The organism is Dolichospermum circinale AWQC131C (assembly GCF_000426905.1).
GTDB lineage: Bacteria > Cyanobacteriota > Cyanobacteriia > Cyanobacteriales > Nostocaceae > Dolichospermum > Dolichospermum circinale.
The window spans coordinates 16,211-38,038 of record NZ_KE384659.1 but is presented as its reverse complement, the minus strand read 5'-3'; the positions used below and the strand labels follow the sequence as shown (position 1 = coordinate 38,038).

The following is a 21,828-nucleotide window of genomic DNA, read 5'->3' as shown; positions in this document are numbered from 1 at the left end:
CCACAGAGGCACAGAGGTCACGGAGAAATGAGGATTTGAGAGATATTTTGCGTAAGTCCTGATTAATTCAAAATTAAATTATTTGTTATTACGGATAGTTTGTAAAGCATAAATTGATATAGGAATAATACAGCATTTCCCGGTGTTATCAGGTACATATTTAGCGGGCAAGATGCCCGCACTACAAGAGTTTCATGATTCAACTTTGTACTTCATCATATCGGAAACCGCTGTATTTGATTTTTGATAGCTTGCGTGGCCTAGACAAGACTCAATAGGTATCAATTCTGTCTTTCTTCCTGTGTTCCCTGTAACCTCTTCTCTGTTCCCTGTAACCTGTAACCTGTACCCTCTTCTCTGTTCCCTGTTCCCTGTTCCCTGTTCCCTGTTCCCTGTTCCCTGTTCCCTGCTCTCACAGACAACTTTTTCAGTAAGCCCTAATTAGTACCAGTAGAACGTAATGCCATAGACATAATAGTTTTTTGGGAATTGGTTTCTGGACAGTTATCACCAGGGCATCTTTGGATATAATTACCATCAGGTTGTAGTTCCCAAGCATGGCGATTATCTGCTAACATAATTCCTAATATTTCTTGTAGATCTTTAGCAATATCTTGGTCTTTTATTGGTGTAATTACTTCCACGCGACGATCTAAGTTACGACGCATCCAATCAGCGCTACCAATATATATTTCTTCTTGACTATTATTGTGGAAGTAATATATGCGAGAGTGTTCTAAAAAGCGGCCAATAATGCTGATTACACGAATGTTTTCGCTCAGGTTTGGTATTCCGGGACGTAAACAACAAATACCGCGAATAATTAGGTCAATTTGTACGCCAATACGAGAGGCTTCGTATAATGTAGAAATGATTTGTGGGTCAACTAGAGCATTCATTTTCGCAACAATTCGGCCGGAAAATCCATTTTGGACATTGGCAATTTCGCGGTGAATTAATTCCAGAAAGCGATCGCGCATATTCACAGGTGCTACCATAATTTCTCGATAGGATTTTTGACGAGAATAGCCTGTTAAGAAATTAAATACATCTGTTAAATCTGCACCCAATTCTTCCCGACAACTAAATAAGCCTAAATCTGTATAGAGTCGTGCTGTTTTCTGATTATAATTGCCTGTACCAATATGTACATAACGACGCATTTTATCTTTTTCCCGTCGCACTACTAGAACTATTTTGCTATGGGTTTTTAAGCCTACTAAACCATAAACAACATGAACACCCACTCTTTCTAAACGTCTTGCCCAATAAATGTTATTCTCTTCATCAAATCGTGCTTTTAATTCTACTAATACGGAAACTTGTTTGCCATTTTCTGCCGCAGTAATTAAAGCATTGACTATCGGTGAATCCCCGGATGTTCGGTAAAGGGTCATTTTGATGGCTAGAACGTGGGGATCATGGGCAGCATTAGTAATAAAGCGCACAACTGTACCGGAGAAGGATTGATAAGGATGATGCACTAGTAAATCTTTTTCTCGAATTACGGAGAAAAAGTCTTTTCCTTCTTCTGGTTCGTTGATATCAGTATCAATACTGGGTTCTCTAAGTCTTTGTAACCGAAAAGGAACAACAGATTGACGCGGTGGATCTTTGAGTTCTGGTAGGGGTAATGTGAGAAAATACATTAGATCCCGCAGTGCTAAAAGACCATCAACTTCATAAACATCGCTTTCAGTTAATCCTAAATCCTGTAAGAGACGAGAACGTACTAAGGTGGGGGTTTGGGAGCGAATTTCTAACCTGACAGTATTTCCTCCCATGCGGCGCTTGCGGAGTTCTTGTTCAATAGCTAGGAGGAGATCATCTGCTTCGTCTTCTTCCAATTCTAAGTCAGCATCGCGGGTAATACGGAAAGGGTGATATTCTTGAATAATCATTCCTGGAAAAAGGGATTCTAAATTATGGGCGATCGCCTGTTCTAAAGGAACTCCTGTCCAGTGTATAGTGTTATAATCTTCCTGGGTTGCTAATTCTGGCGGTATGGGCAAAAATCTGGGTAAGACTTTGGGAACTTTGACTCTAGCAAAAAACTCCTCTTCTGTTTCCGGATTTTTGACCACCACTGCTAAATTTAAACTGAGATTAGAAATGTGGGGAAAGGGATGACTAGGATCAACAGCTAGAGGAGTAAGAACGGGAAAAACCTGTTCCTGAAAATAATTGTCTAAGTGATTTCGCTGTTTTTGATTCAATTCTATGTAATCTAAAATGTAAATTCCCTTTTGGGTTAAAAGTGGCCGCAGAACTTCCTCAAATTCCGCGTTGTGTTTTTTCAGTTGGGGTTTGAGATGTGAACGAATATCATCTAGTTGTTTTTGTGGTGTCCGTCCATCAGGTGTTAATAAATTGACAGTGGCTTCTACCTGTTGCTTTAACCCTGCTACTCGCACCATGAAGAACTCATCTAAGTTAGAACTAAAAATAGCGAGAAATTTCAGCCTTTCTAATAGGGGAGTTCTAGGATCACAAGCTTCATGTAACACTCGGTGATTAAATTCTAGCCAACTTAACTCCCGGTTAATGTAGTATTGTGGATCATTTAGATTAATAGAGGTATTATTTTTTTTTGATTTCGCCATGATCATTTAGATAAAGTAGATATTGTTTATGAAGTATGAATATAAATATCTTAATTGTTACTGCATAGATTTTTACAGTTCCTGATATAAAAACTTGAGCAAATTCTTAATTGAGTATTTCTATGTATAAAAATGTATTTTATATATAAATAAATATTCCCCTAAAATAATATAGCGGTATGCACTTGAATGAGATAGAGAATTTAACCAAAAACCATACACAGAAGGACTTTGACCTCTGTTTCCTGTTTCCTGTTCCCTGTTCCCTGTTCCCTACTATAAAATATAAAATCCTGAGTGTAAAGAGTTCCCTCTAAATTTCCTAGACAAATTTTTGTTACCAATCATACATATTAATTTTATGTCTATTTACCTATTTCAAGCGACTCGTCGTCGGTTAGCGATTTGGTACACGGCTATAACTGCGATTTTATTATTATTATTTGCTAGTGGTGTATATTTATATGTTCATAGTACATTAATTGAAAGAGTTGATGATACATTATATCATGTAGTGGAAGTTGTCGAGCGTTCCTTAGTCATTGAAGCCACAAAAATTCAACCTAATCAACTGCGAGTAAATGTAAAATCTAGTTTTCCTAATAATGCTGAAAACGCCGAAGATGATCGCATTGATTTAGAGTGGTTTAGTCCTAATGGTGAATTATTGTGGTCAACTTTTTCGGAAATATTAAATATTCCTATTCATCCTAATCATACAGGTGAAACTGTGCGAGTAGCAAGCAAAGGAGGATGGGGAGAATCTGCACAATTATTAAGACAAGTTACCAAAAGAATAGAAAGAGGAAGACAGGTTTTAGGATATTTACGAGTAAGTCATCCTTGGTTTGAGGTGACAAAACCTAGCCGACAATTAATTTTTGATTTGGCTTTAGGAATTAGTTTAATGCTATTGTCAGTAGCAGCTAGTGGTTGGTTTTTGTCGGGTAAAGCCATGAAACCTGTGGGAGAATCTTACCAGCGTTTAAAACAATTTACTGCTGATGCTTCCCATGAATTAAGAAGTCCTATTGCTTTAATTCAAACTAATGTCCAGGTGGCTTTGGCTGATTTAGATTTAATCAAAGAAGAAAATAATACTCTTCAATATCGTCAACAATTAAAAATCATGGAAAGACTGACTCAACGTATGGGGAAGTTAGTTAATGATTTGCTATTTTTAGCTAGACAAGATAGTGGAATTAACACAGATGTATTTTCCCCTTGTCCTCTTGATGCTTTATTAATGGAAGTGGTGGAAGAACAACAACTGGTAGCGAGGGAAAAACAAATTAATTTGGTTTTGAATTTAGTCGCTTCTTCTGGGACGGAAGTTAATCCTGAATTACAAGAAAATTGGTTTACTCTCATCGGAAATTGGGAGCAATTAGTCAGATTATTTACAAATTTGATTGGTAATGCTTTACATTATACTCCTGTACAGGGAGTAATAAAAGTGGAGCTAGAAAGAATTGAAGGCATAAATCGAGTTACAGGAAGGCGTTCCACCAATTCTCATTTACAAATCAAAGTTAGTGATACGGGAATTGGTATTCCCAGGGACGCGCTACCAAAATTGTTTGATCGCTTTTACCGAGTTGATCCAGCGCGGACACATAGAAGCGAAAAAAGCTCCTTAACCACAAATACTGGTTCAGGATTAGGATTAGCGATCGCTCAAGCCATTATCGCTCATCACCAAGGACAAATTCAAGTGTCCAGCACATTAGGTGAGGGTACTACTTTCATGGTAACTTTACCCCTAAAACCGCCAAGTTCAAAATTAAATTGACAAGGGAACAATGACCAATCCATCTGATTTTGTTAAGCTATGTGATAGTGTCGCGTGAGATTAGCCTAAAGATGGCAATATTCGGACTGGGAGGTGGTAGTGTGCCAAAACACATTCGGTTAGTTTCTGTTTTAGTTGCTTGCAGTTTATGGAGTATTCCCTCTTCTGCTCATGCTCAAGCATTTATACCCCATACGGTACAAATTGATCAGGCACAATTGGAAAAGCAGGGTTTGAATTTTGCACGGGAAGCGGCTCAATTAGCTCAGTTTCAGCAAATTGAACCAGCATTAATCAGAGCCGAATTGGCAGTGAAACTGGCTCCGCAGAATGATAAAGTCTGGTGGTTGCTAGGGAGTTTGTATTTACAAACTAAAGAATTTGATCAAGCTATTACGACGCTAAATAAAGCTCAAAAACTCAACCCCAGAAACGCTGAAGTGCTTTTTGCTCTGGGGTCAGCCAAGTTTCAAAAAAAAGATTACCAAGGATCAATCAGCGATTATCAAGCAGGTTTGAAACTAAAACCCAATTATTCGGGAGGGTTATTTGATTTAGGTAATGCTTATTATATGCTAAATAAATTACCCGAAGCGATCGCTCAATTCAATTTAGCTGTCAAACAAGATCAAAAGTTTTGGCCAGCAATTAATAATATCGGCTTAATCAAACATCAACAAGGGGATATTGCGGGAGCAATTCAGCAATGGCAAACCGCAGTTAAGATTGATAAAAAAGCCGCAGAACCTTTATTAGCTTTAGCAATAGCTACCTACAATAAAGGGGAAATCCAGCAAGGGTTAAAAATGGGAGTATCCGCACTCCGCATTGATTCCCGTTATGCTGATTTAGATTTTCTCAAAGAGAATCTTTGGGGTGAACGGTTACTTTTAGAAGCAAAAAAATTCTTAGAATTACCGGAGGTTAAATCAGCATTACAGGAACTCAGAGAAGCGCCAATGCCCTAATCAAACAAAAGTCCAGGGAGCAGCGCCAAGGAGTAGATAAGATTACCCATGACCTAATTATGCTTGTGGTAAGAGTCCTAAAATTTGGTCAACAAACTGTTGATGATCAACTACAGGCTTAGAAATGTAACCGTCAGCACCGCTTTGTTTCAAAAAATTCTCTCGATCTCCTTCCATTGCGTGTGCTGTCACTAAAATCACTGGTAATTTAGCCGTTTGTGGGTCAGATTTCAACATTTGCGTAATTTTGATCCCATCAACGGACTTACTCTGGTATACACTACGGGACAGAGACACATCCATTAAAATTAAGTCAGCCGCTCCTGACAGGGCAATTTTGAGGATCTCTTCCACATTTTCTGTATGTTTTACACTCAACCCGCCGCGTTTAGTCAGAATTTTAGAAAAAACGCGAGCATTAATTAAATCATCGTCGACAATTAGAACTGTTTTCATGAAACTTTATACTCATAGAGTTAACACTTGGGCGGTGTCTATTGTATTTTTAATAATCTATAAGCTACAAAGATCCCATCAAGGATAATACTACTGCTTTTTATCTTCATAACTATTAAGATTGTGTGAGTATTTCTATTTAATCCGTGATGGTAAATTGCGGGGTATGTTATCTTTTAGCGACTGTTGTGTAGTGAAAATTCAGGGAAAATTCAGGGAAAAATCTCATGGCAAAACAGTTAAACCTTCTCTCTAAGGGACAGGTAATCACCACCGCCTTGCACACCGAAATGCAACGGTCATACTTAGAATATGCCATGAGTGTGATTGTGGGGCGAGCTTTACCAGATGTCCGTGACGGCTTGAAACCAGTACATAGACGTATTTTATATGCTATGCACGAACTGGGTTTAACGCCAGATAGGCCTTATCGAAAATGCGCCCGTGTGGTGGGAGATGTTCTAGGTAAATACCATCCTCATGGTGATCAATCAGTATATGATGCTTTAGTACGCTTAGTACAAGACTTTTCCAGTCGTTATCCTTTACTGGCAGGACATGGTAATTTTGGCAGTGTTGATAACGACCCACCAGCAGCAATGCGTTATACAGAAACCCGTCTCGCTGCTGTGGGACAGGAGGGAATGTTAACGGAAATTGCTGAGGAGACTGTGGATTTTACGGGTAATTTTGACAATTCCCAACAAGAACCAACGGTATTACCAGCTCAGTTACCATTTTTGTTACTTAATGGTTGTGCGGGAATTGCTGTAGGAATGGCTACAAATGTCCCGCCCCATAATTTGGGGGAAATTGTTGATGGTTTAATTGCTTTAATTGACAATTCTGATTTAAGTGATGAAAAATTATTTCAATTAATTCCTGGTCCTGACTTTCCTACAGGTGGCGAAATTGTTGATCATGGCGGTATTAAAGAAGCTTATACCACTGGTAAGGGCAGCATTGTCCTCCGGGGTATAGTCACAATGGAGGAAATTCCTGCCACTAGGGGAGGTAAACGTCGCACAGCTTTAATAGTGACAGAACTGCCTTTTCAAGTCAATAAAGCTGGTTGGATTGAAAAAATCGCTGATTTGGTCAATCAAGGTCGTTTACAGGGAATTTCTGACATTAGAGATGAAAGCGATCGGGAGGGAATGCGCGTAGTTATTGAACTTAAACGCGATACAAATCCCCAAGAACTGCTTCAAAATTTGTATCAGCAAACGGCTTTACAAACTACTTTTGGCGCGATTCTATTGGCTTTAGTTGATGGACAACCCCGCCAATTAAGCTTACGACAACTATTGCAGGAATTTCTCAAGTTTCGAGAACATACTCTCAACCGTCGCTACAGTTATGAATTGGGAAAAGCAGAAAATCGGGTTAATATCCTCTCAGGATTACTCAAAGCTTTATCAAATTTGGATGATGTCATCACTATATTACGACAAGCTGCCGACGGAAGTACAGCCAAAATGACACTTTGTAGCCGCCTAGATTTGAGTGATTTCCAAGCGGATGCAATTCTGTCTATGCCATTACGCCGTCTCACCAGTTTAGAACAGCAAAACTTACAAGAGGAATTTGAACAACTTAACCGGGAAATTGGCGTGTTGCGGACATTGCTGGAAGATAGACAGGAATTACTCAAAGCTTTGAAAAAGGATTTGCGATCGCTCAAACGTAAATACAATGATCCGCGACGCACCAGAATAGTTAACACTAAAGAAAACCCTGTTTCAGAGGAGAAAGGTAAAACAGGAGTCGGGACTCAGGAGAAGAAAGAAATCAGAACAGAAGTTACAAAACCCGCCGCTGAAGAAACGATTTTAGAAGTCACTCAACGGGGTTATGTGCGCCGTATTTCTCCTAGTAGCAAAAAATCAAAAGGGGAAAATGGGTTGTTAGACCATGATTTCATCATTCAAACTGAATTAACTAATACCCACAAAGACTTATTAATCCTTACCAGCAGTGGTAAAGTTTACCCCATTACTGTGGGAGATATTCCCGTCACTACAGGACGTGCAGCCAGGGGAACGCCATTAATTACCATGCTGACCAATACTGCCCAGGGTAACACAGAAGGTGTCATTAGCCGTTTCTTGCTGCCAGAAAAACCCGAAACCCAGGAAATGGTGTTGTTGACCAAAGAAGGACGTATTAAACGCCTATCCTTATCAGAATTTGTGAATCTTTCCCGGCGAGGCATTACAATTTTAAAGCTGAAGGATAATGATGAGTTAGCTTTTACTCAATTCATTACTAGCGGACAACATATAATTTTGGCGAGTTCTAGCGGTCGTTTGTTGAGGTTTCCCGTTAATGATGAACAACTACCGATTATGGGTCGCGCTGCTATGGGATTACAAGCATTCCGCCTTTTAAAAAATCAGCAAATGGTTGGTTGTGTCAATCTTAATCAAGATCACAAATTATTACTAGTGACTCAAGAAGGATTTGCCACTTCAATATCTTGGCCTGCTAATCAGTTGAGGATTGCAAATCGGGGAGATTTAGGTATCCAAATTTTAAAATTTCATAACAAAACAGACAATTTAGCGGCAATGGTACAAGTAAAACCAGCGAGAGAAGTCGCACTCATGACAAATAAAGACCGGGTAATTCGGGTATCTGTGGATATAGTTCCTAGCTTCAGCAAAGATAGTAAAGGTGAAAGTATTTGTCAACTCAATCGAGATGAGAAAATTATTGCTGTGGTGGAAGTAGATGTTTAATGAAGATTTATTTCACGCAGAGGCGCACAGGGCGCAGAGAATGAGAGTTGGGAATTTTTCAGTTTTTTTGTTGTTTATTTATCAGTTATGACACAGGACAACCACCACGAACACCATCATCACCATGGACATGGACACCATCATCACAGTCACGCCCCGGCAACATTTACTCGTGCTTTTGCTATTGGTACTGTACTTAATTTAGGTTTTGTCCTCTGTGAAATAACTTATGGTTATTTAGCACACTCTCTGGCTTTGTTTGCTGATGCTGGTCACAACCTGGGTGATGTATTGGGACTTCTCCTAGCGTGGGGTGCAAGTTCCCTGTCCCGTCGTCCTCCTAGCCACCGCTATACCTATGGTTTACGTGCTTCTTCCATTCTGGCTGCTTTAACAAATGCTGTAGTCTTACTTCTGTCTATGGGTGCTATTGGCTGGGAAGCTATTCGCCGCTTTAATGATTCTACTTCTGTATCAGGAGAAACTATTATTGGTGTTGCCATGGTGGGAATTATCATTAATACTTTGACGGCCATGATGTTTATGTCAGGACGCAAAAGTGACTTGAATATTCGGGGAGCATTTTTACACATGGCTGCGGATGCGTTGCTATCCTTGGGAGTGGTGGTAGCGGGGATTGCTATTTTATTCACCCGTTGGCTGTGGCTTGACCCATTGGTAAGCTTAATTGTTGTCGTCGTTGTCGTGATTGGCACGTGGCAATTACTCAGAGACTCTGTAAATTTGGCACTTGATGGCGTACCAGCAGGAATTGAGTTACGGGCTGTGAAAAATTACTTAATTGAACGTCCGGGTGTGGCGAAAATTCACGATCTTCATATCTGGGCTATGAGTACGACGGAAACAGCACTCACGGTTCATTTAGTCATGCCCGGAGGCTACCCCGGTGACGCTTTTTTATGGGAGGTTTGTCGGGAACTTGAACACCATTTTGGGATCAAACACTCTACTGTTCAGGTGGAAATGGGGGATTCTGCTTATCCCTGCCCTTTAGAACCAGACCACGTTGTCTAAAAACGTCTCTTTCCCAAGATACATATAGGTTAGGTGCAAAAAAAAAATATAAATAAATGTTGCATTTTTGAAAAAATTTGTTATATTTATTTACATAAGGCAATAAAGCTTAGTAAATCCTAATTGGAGTGCTAACCATGACTAATGCAACAAAAACAGCTACTACACCCGTAGTTACTGACCGCAATGCTTGGCGTTGGGGATTTACACCCGAAGCGGAAATCTGGAATGGCCGTTTAGCAATGATCGGTTTTTTAGCAGCAGCTTTAATTGAACTATTTTCCGGTCAAGGCTTTCTCCACTTCTGGGGTATCCTGTAATTTTTCGATAACATATAGGACTCTTGTTTGAGTTTTGAACAAAATTTGCTATATTTGATATATCTCCGACTGCTTTGAGCAGTCGGGGATATTATTTTTATGTTGCCGAAGAGCAAAATATTCATGAAACAAATAGTAGCGAATACGAGTCAATAGGAATATAATAGTAAAAGACGTAGCCAACCAAGTTCATGAAACTCAAAGTAAAGAATCAATTAACCGTTACGAGAATCGCCATTTTAGGGACTAAAAAACTAAATATTTGGAAATCTAACGAACTTGATTTAATTGCTTTGCGTTTGGGACAACTACGCTCTGACTTGTGGAATGAGTTCGGTTCTTTAAAGGCTTGGGGCATTTCTAAATTTGAAATTGACAAACAGCTACGCACATCTAAAGACAAGTACCAATTACCTGCTAAGTTATGGGAAGCAACCCTCTATGACGTAATTGATGATATTCATTTAGTTCAGGCTGCTTGCATTGAAAAAGTGATGAAATCCCTAGGTCAATCATTCCAATCCTTCCAGTCTAAAAAAGGGGTTTTACAACTTACATTAGAAAGTCGTGAATGGTTGAAACACCCCAAGCTTTGCACCTTAGTTAGAAAGTTCTGGTATCGAGGTCACACAAAAGTTTGTAACCAAATTATTGTCAAGGCTTTTGATACTAAATTAGATAATAAAGGCGTGGTATGGCTGCGTTTTGGTGGACTCACAAAGGGTAAAAATCTGAAGTTGCCAACGACTTTAGCGACAGAAGTAAAATGTCAGTTAAGGCTAATCAAACGTAATGGTAGATGGGAAATACATTACACAACCGATATTCAAAAAGCAATTCAAAAGACAGAAGGTAAAGTAATTGGCTGTGACCGAGGTTATACAGAAGTTTATGCTACATCATCTAATGATGGTGCTAGATTTTTGGGTAATAATTTCGGTAAAATCCAAACAGAAGAAACTGATTACAGAACAGCGAAACAAGTTAAACGCAACAAAATCAAATCAGTTTTCGACAAGTCTATTGCCAAAGGGAATAGTGCCAAAGCCGATAGAATCAAACGGAATAACCTCGGTAAAATCAAGTGGAATAACCGAGAAACATCCTTTAAAGGTAGGATTCAAACAATAGTTTTTACGGCTACATATCACTTGATGTTAAATGCAATCAAGGTAGCTTTTGAAGATTTGACAGAAGCAATAAAAAGCAAAAAGCCCTTGAGAAAACCCATGAAGAGAAATGTTTCTTCATGGTGCAAAGGGATAGTTGCGGATGCTCTCAAACAAGTTTCAACCCGTGTAGGTTGCACCGTTGTTAGTGTAAATTGTGCGTATACGTCACAACTTGACTCCAGATTTAGTACCTTAACGGGTAGTAGAAATGGTGACAAGTTTACCGGACATGATGGGGTCGTGATGCACTCAGATACTAATGCTGCTGACAATATTCTAGCAAGAATGAGTGATGTTGAAATCACTCGATACATGAAACATTCCGATGTGAAGAAAATCTTGTTAGAAAGAAGTCAGAAGTTTCGGGATTCCTTGATGGAGACCGAAGCGATAACGGGCAAGGATCAGCCCCAGACTCTAGAACCTGAAGGTAATTTTACGAGTAAGGTCAATCAGAGAGCGAACTATCAGCAATTGACACTGTTTGACCTTGGTTAACTACGTTAGTTGTGTATCCCAAACCTGCTATCAATATAGTTAATGAATCAACCCCGTTTTCCCAGTATGATAAATATGAGAGACCTTTTGTAATTATTTGAAAAGTAGAACTATGATTTTGACACTGGGTTGGGTATCACTGTTAGTTGTGTTTACTTGGTCGATTTCTATGGTAGTTTGGGGACGCAACGGACTATAGAGGAATCGTGGAAAGTCCATTTTTGGGTATTTTAGCCTTATTTGGCGTAGTGCTGCTAGTAGGAGTCACTGGTGGTGTTGTTTACCTAACATTAGCAGATTGGCGCGATCGTCGTCGTTTTGAAGACGAAACCCGCCAAACTCGACGTAGCACTGGCAAGGGAAAATAATGCTATTACGGCATATATAGCTGTATTTTGCGTTAAACATTGTTTATGTAGGGATAAAAGCTAATCCTATCCCTGCATAATCTATATTTATTGTTAAAATAAATCCCCTCACTAAAAGCAAAAGTCGCTTAAAAGCGACTAATAATAATTCTATTTTTCTTCCTCTCTGCGCCTTTGCGCCTCTGCGTGAGAGAACCATTTCAGAAATACCCAGTAGCAAATCAATTAAAAGAAAAAAATATACTTGCCTGTAGCCAGAAACTACAAACAAGTACAGTTAAAAATAACAGCAGTTTATTAAATAAAGACTAGATTAATCGTTATCCCATTCTTCGCGGCCGATTAAATCACCGATCCGATCGCGGAGTAAAAAATCACATTTTTCTAATTCACATTCAACGCAAACCCACTCTCTAGCAGGTATAAATTGGCAAAGTGTATATATTGGTTGCTGACGGCCAACCATTCCCCTTTCTACCAGTCGACGGGCTTCGTCCTGGATAACATTCAGAGAATAGTAATTGTAATTGATAGAAGGCACTGTATTTACAGTCATGGTTTTTTACTCACAAAATTACATTTAGAAAACGTTCCCATTATTCAGTAGGAACTAGGAACAAAGATGGCAATAATTAAACCTGTATCCAGGGTTTTGTAGTTTGCTATACGGAACTATTATCATTTTGACGTTATGCACTACTAAATTATCTAAAGAAATGTTAAATCTGTCAAGAAAATATGACATTTATGGTATTTGAATTTCATATTTTCACGATAAAAGCAGCTAATTTTACTATTCAAAGCTAAATATTTCCATTTTCAACAACTTCCACATTAATCTATGAAAAAACTATTAAAACTATACTGGACTTGTTCTGACCTTAACTGTACTAATTTAGGTGTATTTATCGTATTTGACATCTACCCCAGGATACAGGATCTACAACACCTATAATTCTTTAAAAATAGGGAATAGAGAATCCCTATCTTAATAGTTCCAGAACAACCAATAATTTCAAGATTTCTTTATATTTCCGTCAGATGGGAATTATTCAACCATTTCTTCTGCGGCCTCATCTATACTTGTTGATAATGTCCGTTGCTGCTGAAGTTGGTTTAATAAACTCAGCACTTTAGTGCCTCTTTCTATAGACCTATCTTCAACAAATAGCACTTCTGGAGTGCGCCGTAATCTAATTCTCGCCCCAAGTTCGCTGCGGACGTAACCTGTAGCTGATTTTAAACCTGCCATTGTTTCCGCCTTAGCTTCCTGAGTCCCATAAATACTGACAAAAATTGTGGCGTGTTGCAGATCCCCAGAAACATCCACATCAGTGACACTCACCATTCCCGTACCCACACGGTCATCTTTAATGCCGTTGAGTAGCATTTGGCTAACTTCCCGTTTAATTAATTCAGCAACGCGGGAAACGCGGCGATTTGTAGCCATATAAATTCCGCCTTTTCAAAAAGTTTTGATAAGATGATTCTAAATGTAAGTTAAAGTGGACTGTGCTTGATGTGATTAAATCAAGAGTAAAAGTCCAATAGACTAAAACTTTTTTGTTCCCAGTCTAGACTGTATTTAAACCCAACATAGCCCGGAGGGTAAGGGTGACGAAAAAAAGACCACCAGCAAAAAAGCCTAAAATAGCAATCAGTGTCACAGGACGTTTCAACAGAGGAAACAGCGGCTCAAAAGTGTTGAGAAAAATACCTAAGACTATACTAACCAAGTACCGAGGGTAGCGGAAGACGTTATCCCAAAATCCATCAAACATTTGAATTTAAACCGCCTTGTGATATAATGCAAGTTTGTTTTTGTGTTCTTTACCTACTCTGATTATAATATATAACCATCATATCCTAGAGAGCGGGAAGGAACAGGGAATAAATAACTTAGATTAATTTAGTTTTCATTTTAACAGTAAGTAGATGGTAAGTCAAATTCCTCAACAAACTTACCCACGGCCATTTTTAAAGTGGGCTGGGGGTAAAACTAGATTAATTTCCCAATATAAAGACTATTTTCCTAAACATTACGAAACTTACTATGAACCATTTTTAGGTGGTGGAGCAGTTTTTTTCTATTTGCAGCCATTTAAAGCGGTTTTAACTGATATTAATGCAGATTTAATTCTCACTTATCGGTGCGTTAGAGATAATTTGGGAGAGTTAATAACTCTGTTGCAACATCATCAAATCAGCCATAATTCAGATTACTATTATGATGAAAGAAATCATCATGGTGGCACAGATTTAGAAAAAGCGGCTCGGTTTATTTATCTGAATAAAACTTGTTTTAATGGACTTTATCGGGTTAATTCTCAGGGTAAATTTAATGTTCCTGTGGGAAAATACAAAAATCCTGGTATTTGTCAGGAAGAAGTTTTAAAATTAGCCTCGTTTGCACTCAAGAACGTAGAAATTAAACAAGCGAATTTTGATGAGGTTTTAAATTATCCAATTGGTAGTAATGACTTTGTTTATTTTGATCCCCCCTATTATCCTCTAAATAGAACTAGCAATTTTACAGCTTATAGTAATTTTTGTTTTGATGAGCATCAACAAATAAAACTGAGGGATATTTTTATTAAATTAGCTGATAAAGGTGTAAAAATCATGCTATCTAATTCTGATTGTCCATTTATTCGTGACCTTTATGCTGGGTTTAATATTCATACTGTATTAGCAGCAAGGTCAATTAATTCCCATGGTCAAAAACGAGGGAAAATAAATGAATTATTAGTAACTTCTTATTAGAGATTATTATTGTTAGCCCAGGCAATAAATGAACTCAAATCATAAACACCTAGGAGATTTTTATTCGTATTAACTTGTGTTTTTAACCAGCTAATTGCTCCTGGCTTCATGCCCCCGCCATCAATTAATACAAGGGCTGGTACAGGATAGCAATTTTGAATATTCAAATTGAGATAGGGTAGTTTTTCATCAACTGAACCACTGCTATTCTGCCATTTACATTCAATAATTAGCCCATCGGAGATTGAGGTAGAATTAATAATATAAAAGTCTACAGTTATTTCGCTACCATAAATTCCTTTTCCAATATGAACTTGCTTTGCATATCTTTTGAGTAATTGATTCGAGTTTAAAAGACATTCAAGGCGTTTTTTTTCTGGTAAATCAGAACCTACCTGGGCATATTTATGCCCTAACAAAGTCCCTTCTAAAGTTGTCTCTAAGACACTGCCGGCCTTAGCTGCTTTTCTACCCTGAGTCATAGTCATGCTTAACCCCCCTACTAAAATTTCTGCTCATTGTAGCATTCCATAAAAGCAGTAGTAAAGCGTGATTAACTCATAAGAATTTTTAATTTTTCTAAACTACGATAAAAATAATATGATACCTTTGTACTGCAAAACAACTATATTAATTTCTAGCTAAACAGGACTTACGCAAAATATCTCTCCCTAAACCCCCATTTATCCGTGACCTCTGTGCCTGGAGTGGTTCGTTATTCCGTGACTCGTGCGTAAGTCCTACTAAAATCTAAAGTTGCTAGTTTGTTACTTGTGGTAATAAAATTGTAGGTTGGGTAGAACAAAGTGAAACCCAACATTGTGACATTTAACATTTACATGATTTTGTTGGGTTTCCTTGCGTCAACCCAACCTACCGAATTAAATTTAATTGCTCTTAGAATCAGCATGACCATTACGAATAGACCATGCTAGTTCTAACATTTGAGTCCAGCGTTTTTGGAGTTGTTTAGGAGTACATTGAACAGCTTTAGAGATAAGTGAATCACTTTGACAAGCAGTTTTCAACTCAAAAATTTGTTGTTGTTGTGGTGTGAGTTGATGCCAAAAAGTATCCCATTGCTGAGAAGATAGACCTAACTTGTGTTCCAAACCAGCGCCCAACCATTGATGAACTAATTGCCATTGGTGCTGTTTAGCGAACTTCTCAACGTGATACTTAAATCTTTGTTGTAAATAATCGCGTTGACGACTAGTTAAACCGAGAATTTGGTCAATTTCCGGTGCAGAGAGATCTTGAAGTTTAAGAGTCAGATAATCCATACAATCAGATTGTCCTTGAGACTCCAGATATTTCATCAATTCCGTAATTACTCGATTGCGTTCCGACTCCTCAGAAGGGTCAAAACCAGGTTTAGCAATCATTTGTGAGCGAATTTGCTGCACAGCCACATTACGCTGATAAGATTCCGCTTCTTCCGTTTTCGCAGAATCTACAGCCATTTCAATATCTACAGTAGTTTCTTGAGGTTGACGACGGGCAAAACCTTGAGCGCGTAAAACAATTAACTGTTGATTAGCGCCACCTGGTAAATTAATCCGGCGTTTGGCATACTGTTCTGTAAAAGCCATATACTCAGCCACTTGTAACTGAGTCCGGGGAGTGTAATCTTCAGGTAATTCAGTTTCTCGACGAAAAGCTTTAATAGCTTCGATATAGAAAGCCTGTAAAAAATCTTCAATGAGATTGTAACGAGCGTCAAAACCTAAATCTGAGCCGGCAACAGCAACGTGACGATAAACAATAGCCCCCAAACTACTATGTAATTCAACTCGTCCTTGTCTAGAACCGAGTTGGTAGTAACGCAGGCACTTTTGTAAACGATGTCTTCCTAAAGTAATTTGCCAAGACTGAATTTGTCCTGAATTTTGGATACGGGAGCTTTTATCGCATATCCGTTCTACTTCCTTGGCTATGCGCCCGACGACATCTTGCACACCAATAGATGTAGCTTTAACTTGAGATTGCATTTCCTGGAATAGAAGTTGCACCAATGTATTGGTATTGACAACAGACAATTCTTCCAGAGAAATATAGCTATTAAAAGCAGATGTAGAATTAGGCAGATTGGCGATATTAGCTTTCATGACTTTTCTGTAAAATTGGTATTGCACCTTAACTCAAATGCAGATACAGCGTTTCAAAGCAGTCACGGTAGTGAGAACCTTTGAGTATTCTTTCTGTGAAGATTCACCACCTAGACAGCTAAAATGTAGACACTGTAGGAAATTTCCCAAGTTAAGGGCTTGTTAATTGTGTCGCTTTGTTTTGAGTAACTAAATCAAAGATGGCATAATAGATATTCACATTGAGGACAAATCGCCAAAAAAGGTTAGTCATGATAAAATCAGCCCCTAGCCTGGGTGCGTGGCGTAGCCATAATTTCATGAATTAGGATAACAACCCCCAAGGATGACAATTTCCTTGCAGTTAGGTAATCCATAAATTAGTGCAACCGAGTCCAAAACAAAGGGTTGTACTTGTCAAACTGTATCCTTAAACCCAAGTGGCTACGGCTTCCCAACCTAAACCCCTCCGAATAATAACTGGTTCTTCATCGCTCAAGTCTAAAATGGTAGACACTTGATACGTTGGCTCTTCGCCCGTATCAATGATGATATCTACTAGTTTATCTAAATGGTCATATAAATCTACTCGTGACAGTATTGGTTGCACTCCGTCTCCATTTATTTCCTCATCTTCGTTGTTTGCGCTTTGGCCTTGAGCCGAAGTCGAAATAATCGGGTTTCCTAAGGCCGCCAGTAATGCCAAGCAAACATTATGATTTGGCACTCTAATTCCTGTGGTTTTGCGTTTGGGATTTTGCACTAGTCGTGGTACTAATTTGGTAGCAGGAAGCAAAAATGTGTAGGGACCTGGTATTAACCGCTTCATAATCCGGTAGGCTGTATCACTTACGAAGGCATAAGTAGCCACATTGGAAAGTGAGGGACATAAAAATGTCAGGGGTTTATCATTTGCTAACTGTTTAATTTGCCGCACTCTTTCCACCGCCGACTTGACATTCAAATCACAACCAATTGCATAAACTGTATCAGTAGGGTAGAGCATAATAGCGCCACCTAATAGCGCCAACTTTATTTCCTCTATTCGACGACTTTGAGGATTATCAGGATGAATGGTGAATATTTTGGCCATAATAGGGTTGGTAATAGGTAATGGGTAAAAGTGTTTCCTTCTTTTTTCTGACAACGGACAAGGGACTAATAAATTTATGAATAAAATTGCTTATTTTCAATGTCCAACAGGGGTTGCTGGGGATATGTGTTTAGGGGCATTAGTCAGTTTAGGTGTGCCTGTGGAGTATTTAGTAGAAAAACTCAATAGTTTGGGAATTGAGCCAGAATACCGACTGTGGGCAGAATTTGTCCACCGACAAACTCAAGAGGCGACTAAAGTTCATGTTGATTTATTAGATCATCACCATCATCATAACCATGAACATGATCACCGCCATGGCCGTCATTTACCAGAAATAGAGAAGATGATTCTCAATGGCAAATTACCAAAGCGGGCAGAAGCTTGGAGTTTAGCCGTTTTCCGACGTTTGGCAATAGCTGAGGGGGCTGTTCATGGCATTGCACCGGAAAAAGTTCATTTTCATGAAGTAGGTGCTGTAGATGCGATTGTGGATATTGTTGGTACTTGCTTAGGATTGGATTGGTTGGGTATTGATAGCAATCAGCAGGGTTTTCCCTTGCTATACTGTTCTGCTTTCCCTACGGGGGGTGGTACTGTTCATGCAGCCCATGGACGAATGGCCGTACCAGTACCAGCGGTGTTAAAATTGTGGGAAATGCGGGGTTGTCCAGTTTATAGCAATGGTATTGATAGAGAACTGGTAACACCGACGGGGGCCGCAATTACTACTACCTTAGTGCAGGACTTTGGTTCACCGCCACCAATGACTATCAAACAGGTAGGATTAGGAGCGGGTTCTCTAGATTTACCCATTCCTAATATACTACGGCTTTGGTTTGGTGAAAGCGAATCTTTACAGACTGATAATTCTGATTTTGTGGAACATTCCCCCAATTTGGAAACCGTTACCGTATTAAAAACTCAAATAGATGACTTAAATCCCCAAGTATTCGGTTATTTATTTGAGGCTTTATTTACTGCTGGGGCGCTGGATGTTTTTACCCAACCGATAGGAATGAAAAAATCTCGTCCTGGAATTTTGTTAACTGTGATTTGTTATCCAGATAAATTAGATAATTGTCAAGCAGTATTATTTCGAGAAACCAGCACTTTAGGGATTCGTCGCACTACTGAACAACGCTCAATTTTACAAAGAGAAATGCAAAAAGTGGACACTATTTATGGGACAATATCGGTAAAAGTTGCTTGGGGAGGAAAAGGCACAGAAAAGGTAATTACAAATGTCCAGCCTGAATATGAAGATTGTGCAGTTTTAGCACAACAAAATAATATTCCTTGGCGAGAAATTCATCGTTTGGCCTTAGAAAGTTGGTATTTAAAATATCAAAATTAACAAGGTATACACAATTAAATACAAAATGGGCGGGCTAGAAGCCCACCCCACAGGAGTAATATATATTATTGTTATTGTGCCTTAAATACAAAATGGGCGGGCTAGAAGCCCACCCCACAAGAGTAATATATATTATTGTGGGTATTGCGCCTAAGTTCAAAAATACGGAATTCTACATATTTCCAATATTCACAAATCAAAAATGAAAAAAATTTTCCGGTGGTTGATTTTAGGGGGAACGCTGTTTTTTTTATTAAAAGCCTTCAAAGATAATTGGTTAGGAGTTAGTGCTATTCGGATTAATATCACCGGCTGGTTAATATTAGGTACTGCTACGAGTGTAACTTTATTAGCACATATTTGGGCGGGTTGGATTTGGACTTGGGCGCTAAAGGAGTTAAATCAATCTGTATCGTCCATTGAATTTATTCAAGTTTATTTAAAAACAAATATTGCTAAATATTTACCTGGGAATGTCTGGCATTATTATGGACGAATTATAGCGGCGAAAAATGCTAATATTCCTACTAATATTGCTACTTTGAGTGTTTTACTAGAACCACTATTAATGTTAGCAGCAGCATTAATTATTATTGTTTTATTTGCTAGTCAAATTGTTGTAAATAATTGGAAAATTAATTTAGTTATTTTGCAATTATTGGGTTTAATAATTATTTTAGGTATACTTCATCCTTGGTTTTTAAATCCAACCATTCAACTTTTAGACAGGTGGAAAAATAAAAAATCTCAGCCAGAAAACCAGTTAATAGATAGTTTTATAATCAACCGCTACCCAGTCAAACCCTTATTAGGAGAAATAGTTTTTTTAGGGTTACGTGCTTCTGGATTTATTTTAACTATGTTAGCGATAAATTCCTTAACTTGGCAGCAAATACCCTTATTATTCGGAACTTTTAGTTGTGCTTGGGTAATGGGATTAGTTATTCCGGGAGCGCCTGGTGGTTTAGGCGTATTTGAAACCATAGCCATATTACTATTACAATATCATTTTCCGGCCGCCTTAGTAATTAGTGCGATCGCTCTTTATCGGCTCATTAGCATCTTAGCAGAAACCACCGGAGCAGCCATAGCTTGGTTACATCAAAGAATTAACCATAAAAAAATTCCTTCCTAACCTCCTTCCTCCGTGTCCTCTGTGCCTCTGTGGTTCGATAAAATATCTTTAAACCGCAGACGCACAGAGTGAAAAAGATATTAATCTCCAGTAATAGAAAGTTCACTCACCCAAACTCTGGGAGCAACTCCTCCTGGTGTTAATTCCACCTCTTTCTCCACATAAACAATAGATTTGAGAAGTTCCAAAAAATCACCAGCTACCGTTGCGGACTCAATACTAACTTTTTCACCTTTATTAACTAACCAACCATCAAAAGGTAAAGAAAAAGAACCTTGTAAAGCCTTAACACCCGCATGAAGAGCTTGTAAATCATCAATTAAAACCACATTTTCCGCAGTTTCTAAACTCAATTCTTGTTCAGGATTTTCTGCTGAAAAAACGTGATAAAAATTAGGACTGACACTCACTTTCGCGCCAATACTAGCATTACCTGTAGGTTGAGAATTTAACCGTTTAGCAGTTCCCGCACTATGCAAAAAGCTAGTTAAAATACCCTTTTCTATCAACTTAATTTGTCGAGTAGGAGTACCTTCACCATCAAAACTTTCTGCACCAATATTAGCGGGGTGTAAAGCATCATCATAAACTGACAGTAAAGGTGAAGCAATTGCCTTACCAATATCATCAACTTTTGATAAACTTTGATTATCCAGAATACTTTGAGCGTTAAATAAATTAGAAAAAGCACCCAACAAACTTAAAAAAGCTTCAGGAGAAAAAACTACTTGATACTTACCAGTTTTGATTTTTTCATAATGCAAATGACTGATAGTTTTCTGGGCAGTCTCCTGAATACAACCAGCAATATCTAAATCAGCTAAACTTTCCTTAACTCGATAAGCCCCAGCGCTGCGAGGTTTTTTATTTTCCTCTTCAGTTTTGCTGTACAAATAAATAGAAGCTAAAGAATGAGATTCAGTTCTTAAAGCACCTTCACTATTGAGATAAAATCTGTCAATATCTCTTTGTGCTAAACCATTATAAGGCACACTAGTAATAGCAGGATGAGTTGCCATTAATTCTTTTTCTGCTACTAATAGCTTTTCTATTAATTCAGAAACAGGTGCTTGCAGGGCTTTTTCTTGATGTTTATCAGGAATGGGAATAGTTGCTTCTGGACTAAAATCAGGAACATTTTCTTTAACTCCAAAAAAACTGGCTTCATAAGCTGTTTTTAAAGCTAATTCTAATCCCTTATCATCTACATCTGTGGTGCTAGTAACACCCATTGTATTTTCTTCATTCCAGACTCGAACTGTCACCCCAGAACGATTAGAAGCTTTAACTTGTTTGGGTTCACCTTGGTCAACTTGAACGCTGGTATCATCTACAGTTGAGCCGTAAATGTCGAATTTTTTAATGCCAAGTTTGGCGGCATTTTCTTGAGCGTAGGTGGCGATTTGTTGAATGTTAGACATGATTGAATGAATTTTTGAA

20 protein-coding genes are annotated in these 21,828 nt (G+C 38.5%); 11 read left to right on the top strand and 9 right to left on the bottom strand.

The window, feature by feature from the left end; genetic code table 11:
- Positions 1-437: 437 nt before the first annotated feature.
- Positions 438-2,603: a polyphosphate kinase 1 gene (gene ppk1, locus ACIR131C_RS0120885; RefSeq protein ID WP_028091723.1), complete on the bottom strand. Its 2,166-nt coding sequence runs from the start codon at positions 2,601-2,603 to the stop codon at positions 438-440.
- Positions 2,604-2,964: 361 nt separating this feature from the next.
- On the opposite strand from ppk1, the gene ACIR131C_RS0120880 reads away from it, so the two are divergent.
- Entirely contained in the window at positions 2,965-4,395 is a 1,431-nt protein-coding gene (locus ACIR131C_RS0120880; protein WP_028091722.1) for a sensor histidine kinase, read from the top strand.
- A gap of 101 nt (positions 4,396-4,496) precedes the next feature.
- Positions 4,497-5,363, top strand: a complete 867-nt coding sequence (locus ACIR131C_RS0120875) for a tetratricopeptide repeat protein (RefSeq protein WP_028091721.1) — start codon at positions 4,497-4,499, stop codon at positions 5,361-5,363.
- 57 nt (positions 5,364-5,420) lie between these two features.
- Here ACIR131C_RS0120875 and ACIR131C_RS0120870 read toward each other — a convergent pair whose 3' ends face one another.
- Positions 5,421-5,819, bottom strand: coding sequence for a response regulator (locus tag ACIR131C_RS0120870; protein ID WP_028082090.1), 399 nt, complete (start codon positions 5,817-5,819; stop codon positions 5,421-5,423).
- A 227-nt stretch (positions 5,820-6,046) separates the two neighbouring features.
- Between ACIR131C_RS0120870 and gyrA the strand changes: the two genes are divergently transcribed.
- The 6 genes from gyrA to ACIR131C_RS26395 all read left to right on the top strand — a co-directional run bounded on the left by gyrA (position 6,047) and on the right by ACIR131C_RS26395 (position 11,953).
- Positions 6,047-8,560 (top strand): DNA gyrase subunit A, encoded by a 2,514-nt coding sequence (gene gyrA, locus ACIR131C_RS0120865; RefSeq protein ID WP_028091720.1) that lies wholly within the window; start codon positions 6,047-6,049, stop codon positions 8,558-8,560.
- An 87-nt stretch (positions 8,561-8,647) separates the two neighbouring features.
- Positions 8,648-9,595 carry a cation diffusion facilitator family transporter gene (locus ACIR131C_RS0120855; protein ID WP_028091719.1) on the top strand — a complete coding sequence of 316 codons (948 nt, stop codon included), beginning with the start codon at positions 8,648-8,650 and terminating at the stop codon, positions 9,593-9,595.
- 137 nt (positions 9,596-9,732) lie between these two features.
- A complete protein-coding gene (locus ACIR131C_RS0120850; RefSeq protein ID WP_028082486.1) occupies positions 9,733-9,915 on the top strand; it encodes a chlorophyll a/b-binding protein in 183 nt (60 codons plus the stop codon).
- 191 nt (positions 9,916-10,106) lie between these two features.
- Positions 10,107-11,585 carry a transposase gene (locus tag ACIR131C_RS0120845; protein WP_028091718.1) on the top strand — a complete coding sequence of 493 codons (1,479 nt, stop codon included), beginning with the start codon at positions 10,107-10,109 and terminating at the stop codon, positions 11,583-11,585.
- A 112-nt stretch (positions 11,586-11,697) separates the two neighbouring features.
- Positions 11,698-11,784, top strand: coding sequence for a cytochrome b6-f complex subunit PetN (petN, locus tag ACIR131C_RS24900; RefSeq protein WP_013189847.1), 87 nt, complete (start codon positions 11,698-11,700; stop codon positions 11,782-11,784).
- Between the two features lie 7 nt (positions 11,785-11,791).
- Positions 11,792-11,953, top strand: a complete 162-nt coding sequence (locus tag ACIR131C_RS26395) for a hypothetical protein (protein WP_196803227.1) — start codon at positions 11,792-11,794, stop codon at positions 11,951-11,953.
- Positions 11,954-12,266: 313 nt separating this feature from the next.
- Here ACIR131C_RS26395 and ACIR131C_RS0120835 read toward each other — a convergent pair whose 3' ends face one another.
- From ACIR131C_RS0120835 to ACIR131C_RS0120825, 3 genes are all read right to left on the bottom strand, one after another.
- Positions 12,267-12,509 (bottom strand): DUF4327 family protein, encoded by a 243-nt coding sequence (locus tag ACIR131C_RS0120835; protein WP_028091717.1) that lies wholly within the window; start codon positions 12,507-12,509, stop codon positions 12,267-12,269.
- 492 nt (positions 12,510-13,001) lie between these two features.
- Entirely contained in the window at positions 13,002-13,403 is a 402-nt protein-coding gene (gene rbfA, locus ACIR131C_RS0120830; protein WP_028084761.1) for a 30S ribosome-binding factor RbfA, read from the bottom strand.
- Positions 13,404-13,527: 124 nt separating this feature from the next.
- Entirely contained in the window at positions 13,528-13,734 is a 207-nt protein-coding gene (locus ACIR131C_RS0120825) for a DUF751 family protein (RefSeq protein WP_028084762.1), read from the bottom strand.
- Between the two features lie 154 nt (positions 13,735-13,888).
- On the opposite strand from ACIR131C_RS0120825, the gene ACIR131C_RS0120820 reads away from it, so the two are divergent.
- Complete coding sequence (locus ACIR131C_RS0120820; protein WP_028091716.1) at positions 13,889-14,716, top strand: DNA adenine methylase; 828 nt, start codon at positions 13,889-13,891, stop codon at positions 14,714-14,716.
- Here the strand turns inward: ACIR131C_RS0120820 and ACIR131C_RS0120815 are convergent.
- The 3 genes from ACIR131C_RS0120815 to ACIR131C_RS0120805 all read right to left on the bottom strand — a co-directional run bounded on the left by ACIR131C_RS0120815 (position 14,713) and on the right by ACIR131C_RS0120805 (position 17,896).
- Positions 14,713-15,198, bottom strand: coding sequence for a PD-(D/E)XK nuclease superfamily protein (locus ACIR131C_RS0120815; protein WP_028091715.1), 486 nt, complete (start codon positions 15,196-15,198; stop codon positions 14,713-14,715). The two genes, ACIR131C_RS0120820 and ACIR131C_RS0120815, sit on opposite strands and share 4 nt — an antisense overlap.
- Before the next feature lie 405 nt (positions 15,199-15,603).
- On the bottom strand, positions 15,604-16,824 hold the full coding sequence (locus ACIR131C_RS0120810) for a HetZ-related protein (protein ID WP_028091714.1): 1,221 nt from the start codon (positions 16,822-16,824) through the stop codon (positions 15,604-15,606).
- A 409-nt stretch (positions 16,825-17,233) separates the two neighbouring features.
- Positions 17,234-17,896 (bottom strand): L-threonylcarbamoyladenylate synthase, encoded by a 663-nt coding sequence (locus ACIR131C_RS0120805; RefSeq protein WP_028091713.1) that lies wholly within the window; start codon positions 17,894-17,896, stop codon positions 17,234-17,236.
- 76 nt (positions 17,897-17,972) lie between these two features.
- Here ACIR131C_RS0120805 and larC point away from each other — a divergent pair, with 76 nt between their 5' ends.
- Positions 17,973-19,253 (top strand): nickel pincer cofactor biosynthesis protein LarC, encoded by a 1,281-nt coding sequence (gene larC / locus ACIR131C_RS0120800; RefSeq protein ID WP_028091712.1) that lies wholly within the window; start codon positions 17,973-17,975, stop codon positions 19,251-19,253.
- Between the two features lie 202 nt (positions 19,254-19,455).
- Positions 19,456-20,388 carry a lysylphosphatidylglycerol synthase domain-containing protein gene (locus tag ACIR131C_RS0120790; RefSeq protein ID WP_028091711.1) on the top strand — a complete coding sequence of 311 codons (933 nt, stop codon included), beginning with the start codon at positions 19,456-19,458 and terminating at the stop codon, positions 20,386-20,388.
- Positions 20,389-20,468: 80 nt separating this feature from the next.
- On the opposite strand, the gene ACIR131C_RS0120785 is transcribed toward ACIR131C_RS0120790, so the two are convergent.
- Complete coding sequence (locus tag ACIR131C_RS0120785; protein WP_028091710.1) at positions 20,469-21,809, bottom strand: TldD/PmbA family protein; 1,341 nt, start codon at positions 21,807-21,809, stop codon at positions 20,469-20,471.
- Positions 21,810-21,828 lie beyond the last annotated feature (19 nt).

Coding starts and splice junctions, on each gene's coding strand:
- ppk1 (WP_028091723.1), bottom strand. CDS start 2,603: ATGGCGAAATCAAAAAAAAATAATACCTCTATTAATCTAAATGATCCA.
- ACIR131C_RS0120880 (WP_028091722.1), top strand. CDS start 2,965: ATGTCTATTTACCTATTTCAAGCGACTCGTCGTCGGTTAGCGATTTGG.
- ACIR131C_RS0120870 (WP_028082090.1), bottom strand. CDS start 5,819: ATGAAAACAGTTCTAATTGTCGACGATGATTTAATTAATGCTCGCGTT.
- gyrA (WP_028091720.1), top strand. CDS start 6,047: ATGGCAAAACAGTTAAACCTTCTCTCTAAGGGACAGGTAATCACCACC.
- ACIR131C_RS0120855 (WP_028091719.1), top strand. CDS start 8,648: ATGACACAGGACAACCACCACGAACACCATCATCACCATGGACATGGA.
- ACIR131C_RS0120850 (WP_028082486.1), top strand. CDS start 9,733: ATGACTAATGCAACAAAAACAGCTACTACACCCGTAGTTACTGACCGC.
- ACIR131C_RS0120845 (WP_028091718.1), top strand. CDS start 10,107: ATGAAACTCAAAGTAAAGAATCAATTAACCGTTACGAGAATCGCCATT.
- petN (WP_013189847.1), top strand. CDS start 11,698: ATGATTTTGACACTGGGTTGGGTATCACTGTTAGTTGTGTTTACTTGG.
- ACIR131C_RS0120835 (WP_028091717.1), bottom strand. CDS start 12,509: ATGACTGTAAATACAGTGCCTTCTATCAATTACAATTACTATTCTCTG.
- rbfA (WP_028084761.1), bottom strand. CDS start 13,403: ATGGCTACAAATCGCCGCGTTTCCCGCGTTGCTGAATTAATTAAACGG.
- ACIR131C_RS0120825 (WP_028084762.1), bottom strand. CDS start 13,734: ATGTTTGATGGATTTTGGGATAACGTCTTCCGCTACCCTCGGTACTTG.
- ACIR131C_RS0120820 (WP_028091716.1), top strand. CDS start 13,889: ATGGTAAGTCAAATTCCTCAACAAACTTACCCACGGCCATTTTTAAAG.
- ACIR131C_RS0120815 (WP_028091715.1), bottom strand. CDS start 15,198: ATGACTCAGGGTAGAAAAGCAGCTAAGGCCGGCAGTGTCTTAGAGACA.
- ACIR131C_RS0120810 (WP_028091714.1), bottom strand. CDS start 16,824: ATGAAAGCTAATATCGCCAATCTGCCTAATTCTACATCTGCTTTTAAT.
- ACIR131C_RS0120805 (WP_028091713.1), bottom strand. CDS start 17,896: ATGGCCAAAATATTCACCATTCATCCTGATAATCCTCAAAGTCGTCGA.
- larC (WP_028091712.1), top strand. CDS start 17,973: ATGAATAAAATTGCTTATTTTCAATGTCCAACAGGGGTTGCTGGGGAT.
- ACIR131C_RS0120790 (WP_028091711.1), top strand. CDS start 19,456: ATGAAAAAAATTTTCCGGTGGTTGATTTTAGGGGGAACGCTGTTTTTT.
- ACIR131C_RS0120785 (WP_028091710.1), bottom strand. CDS start 21,809: ATGTCTAACATTCAACAAATCGCCACCTACGCTCAAGAAAATGCCGCC.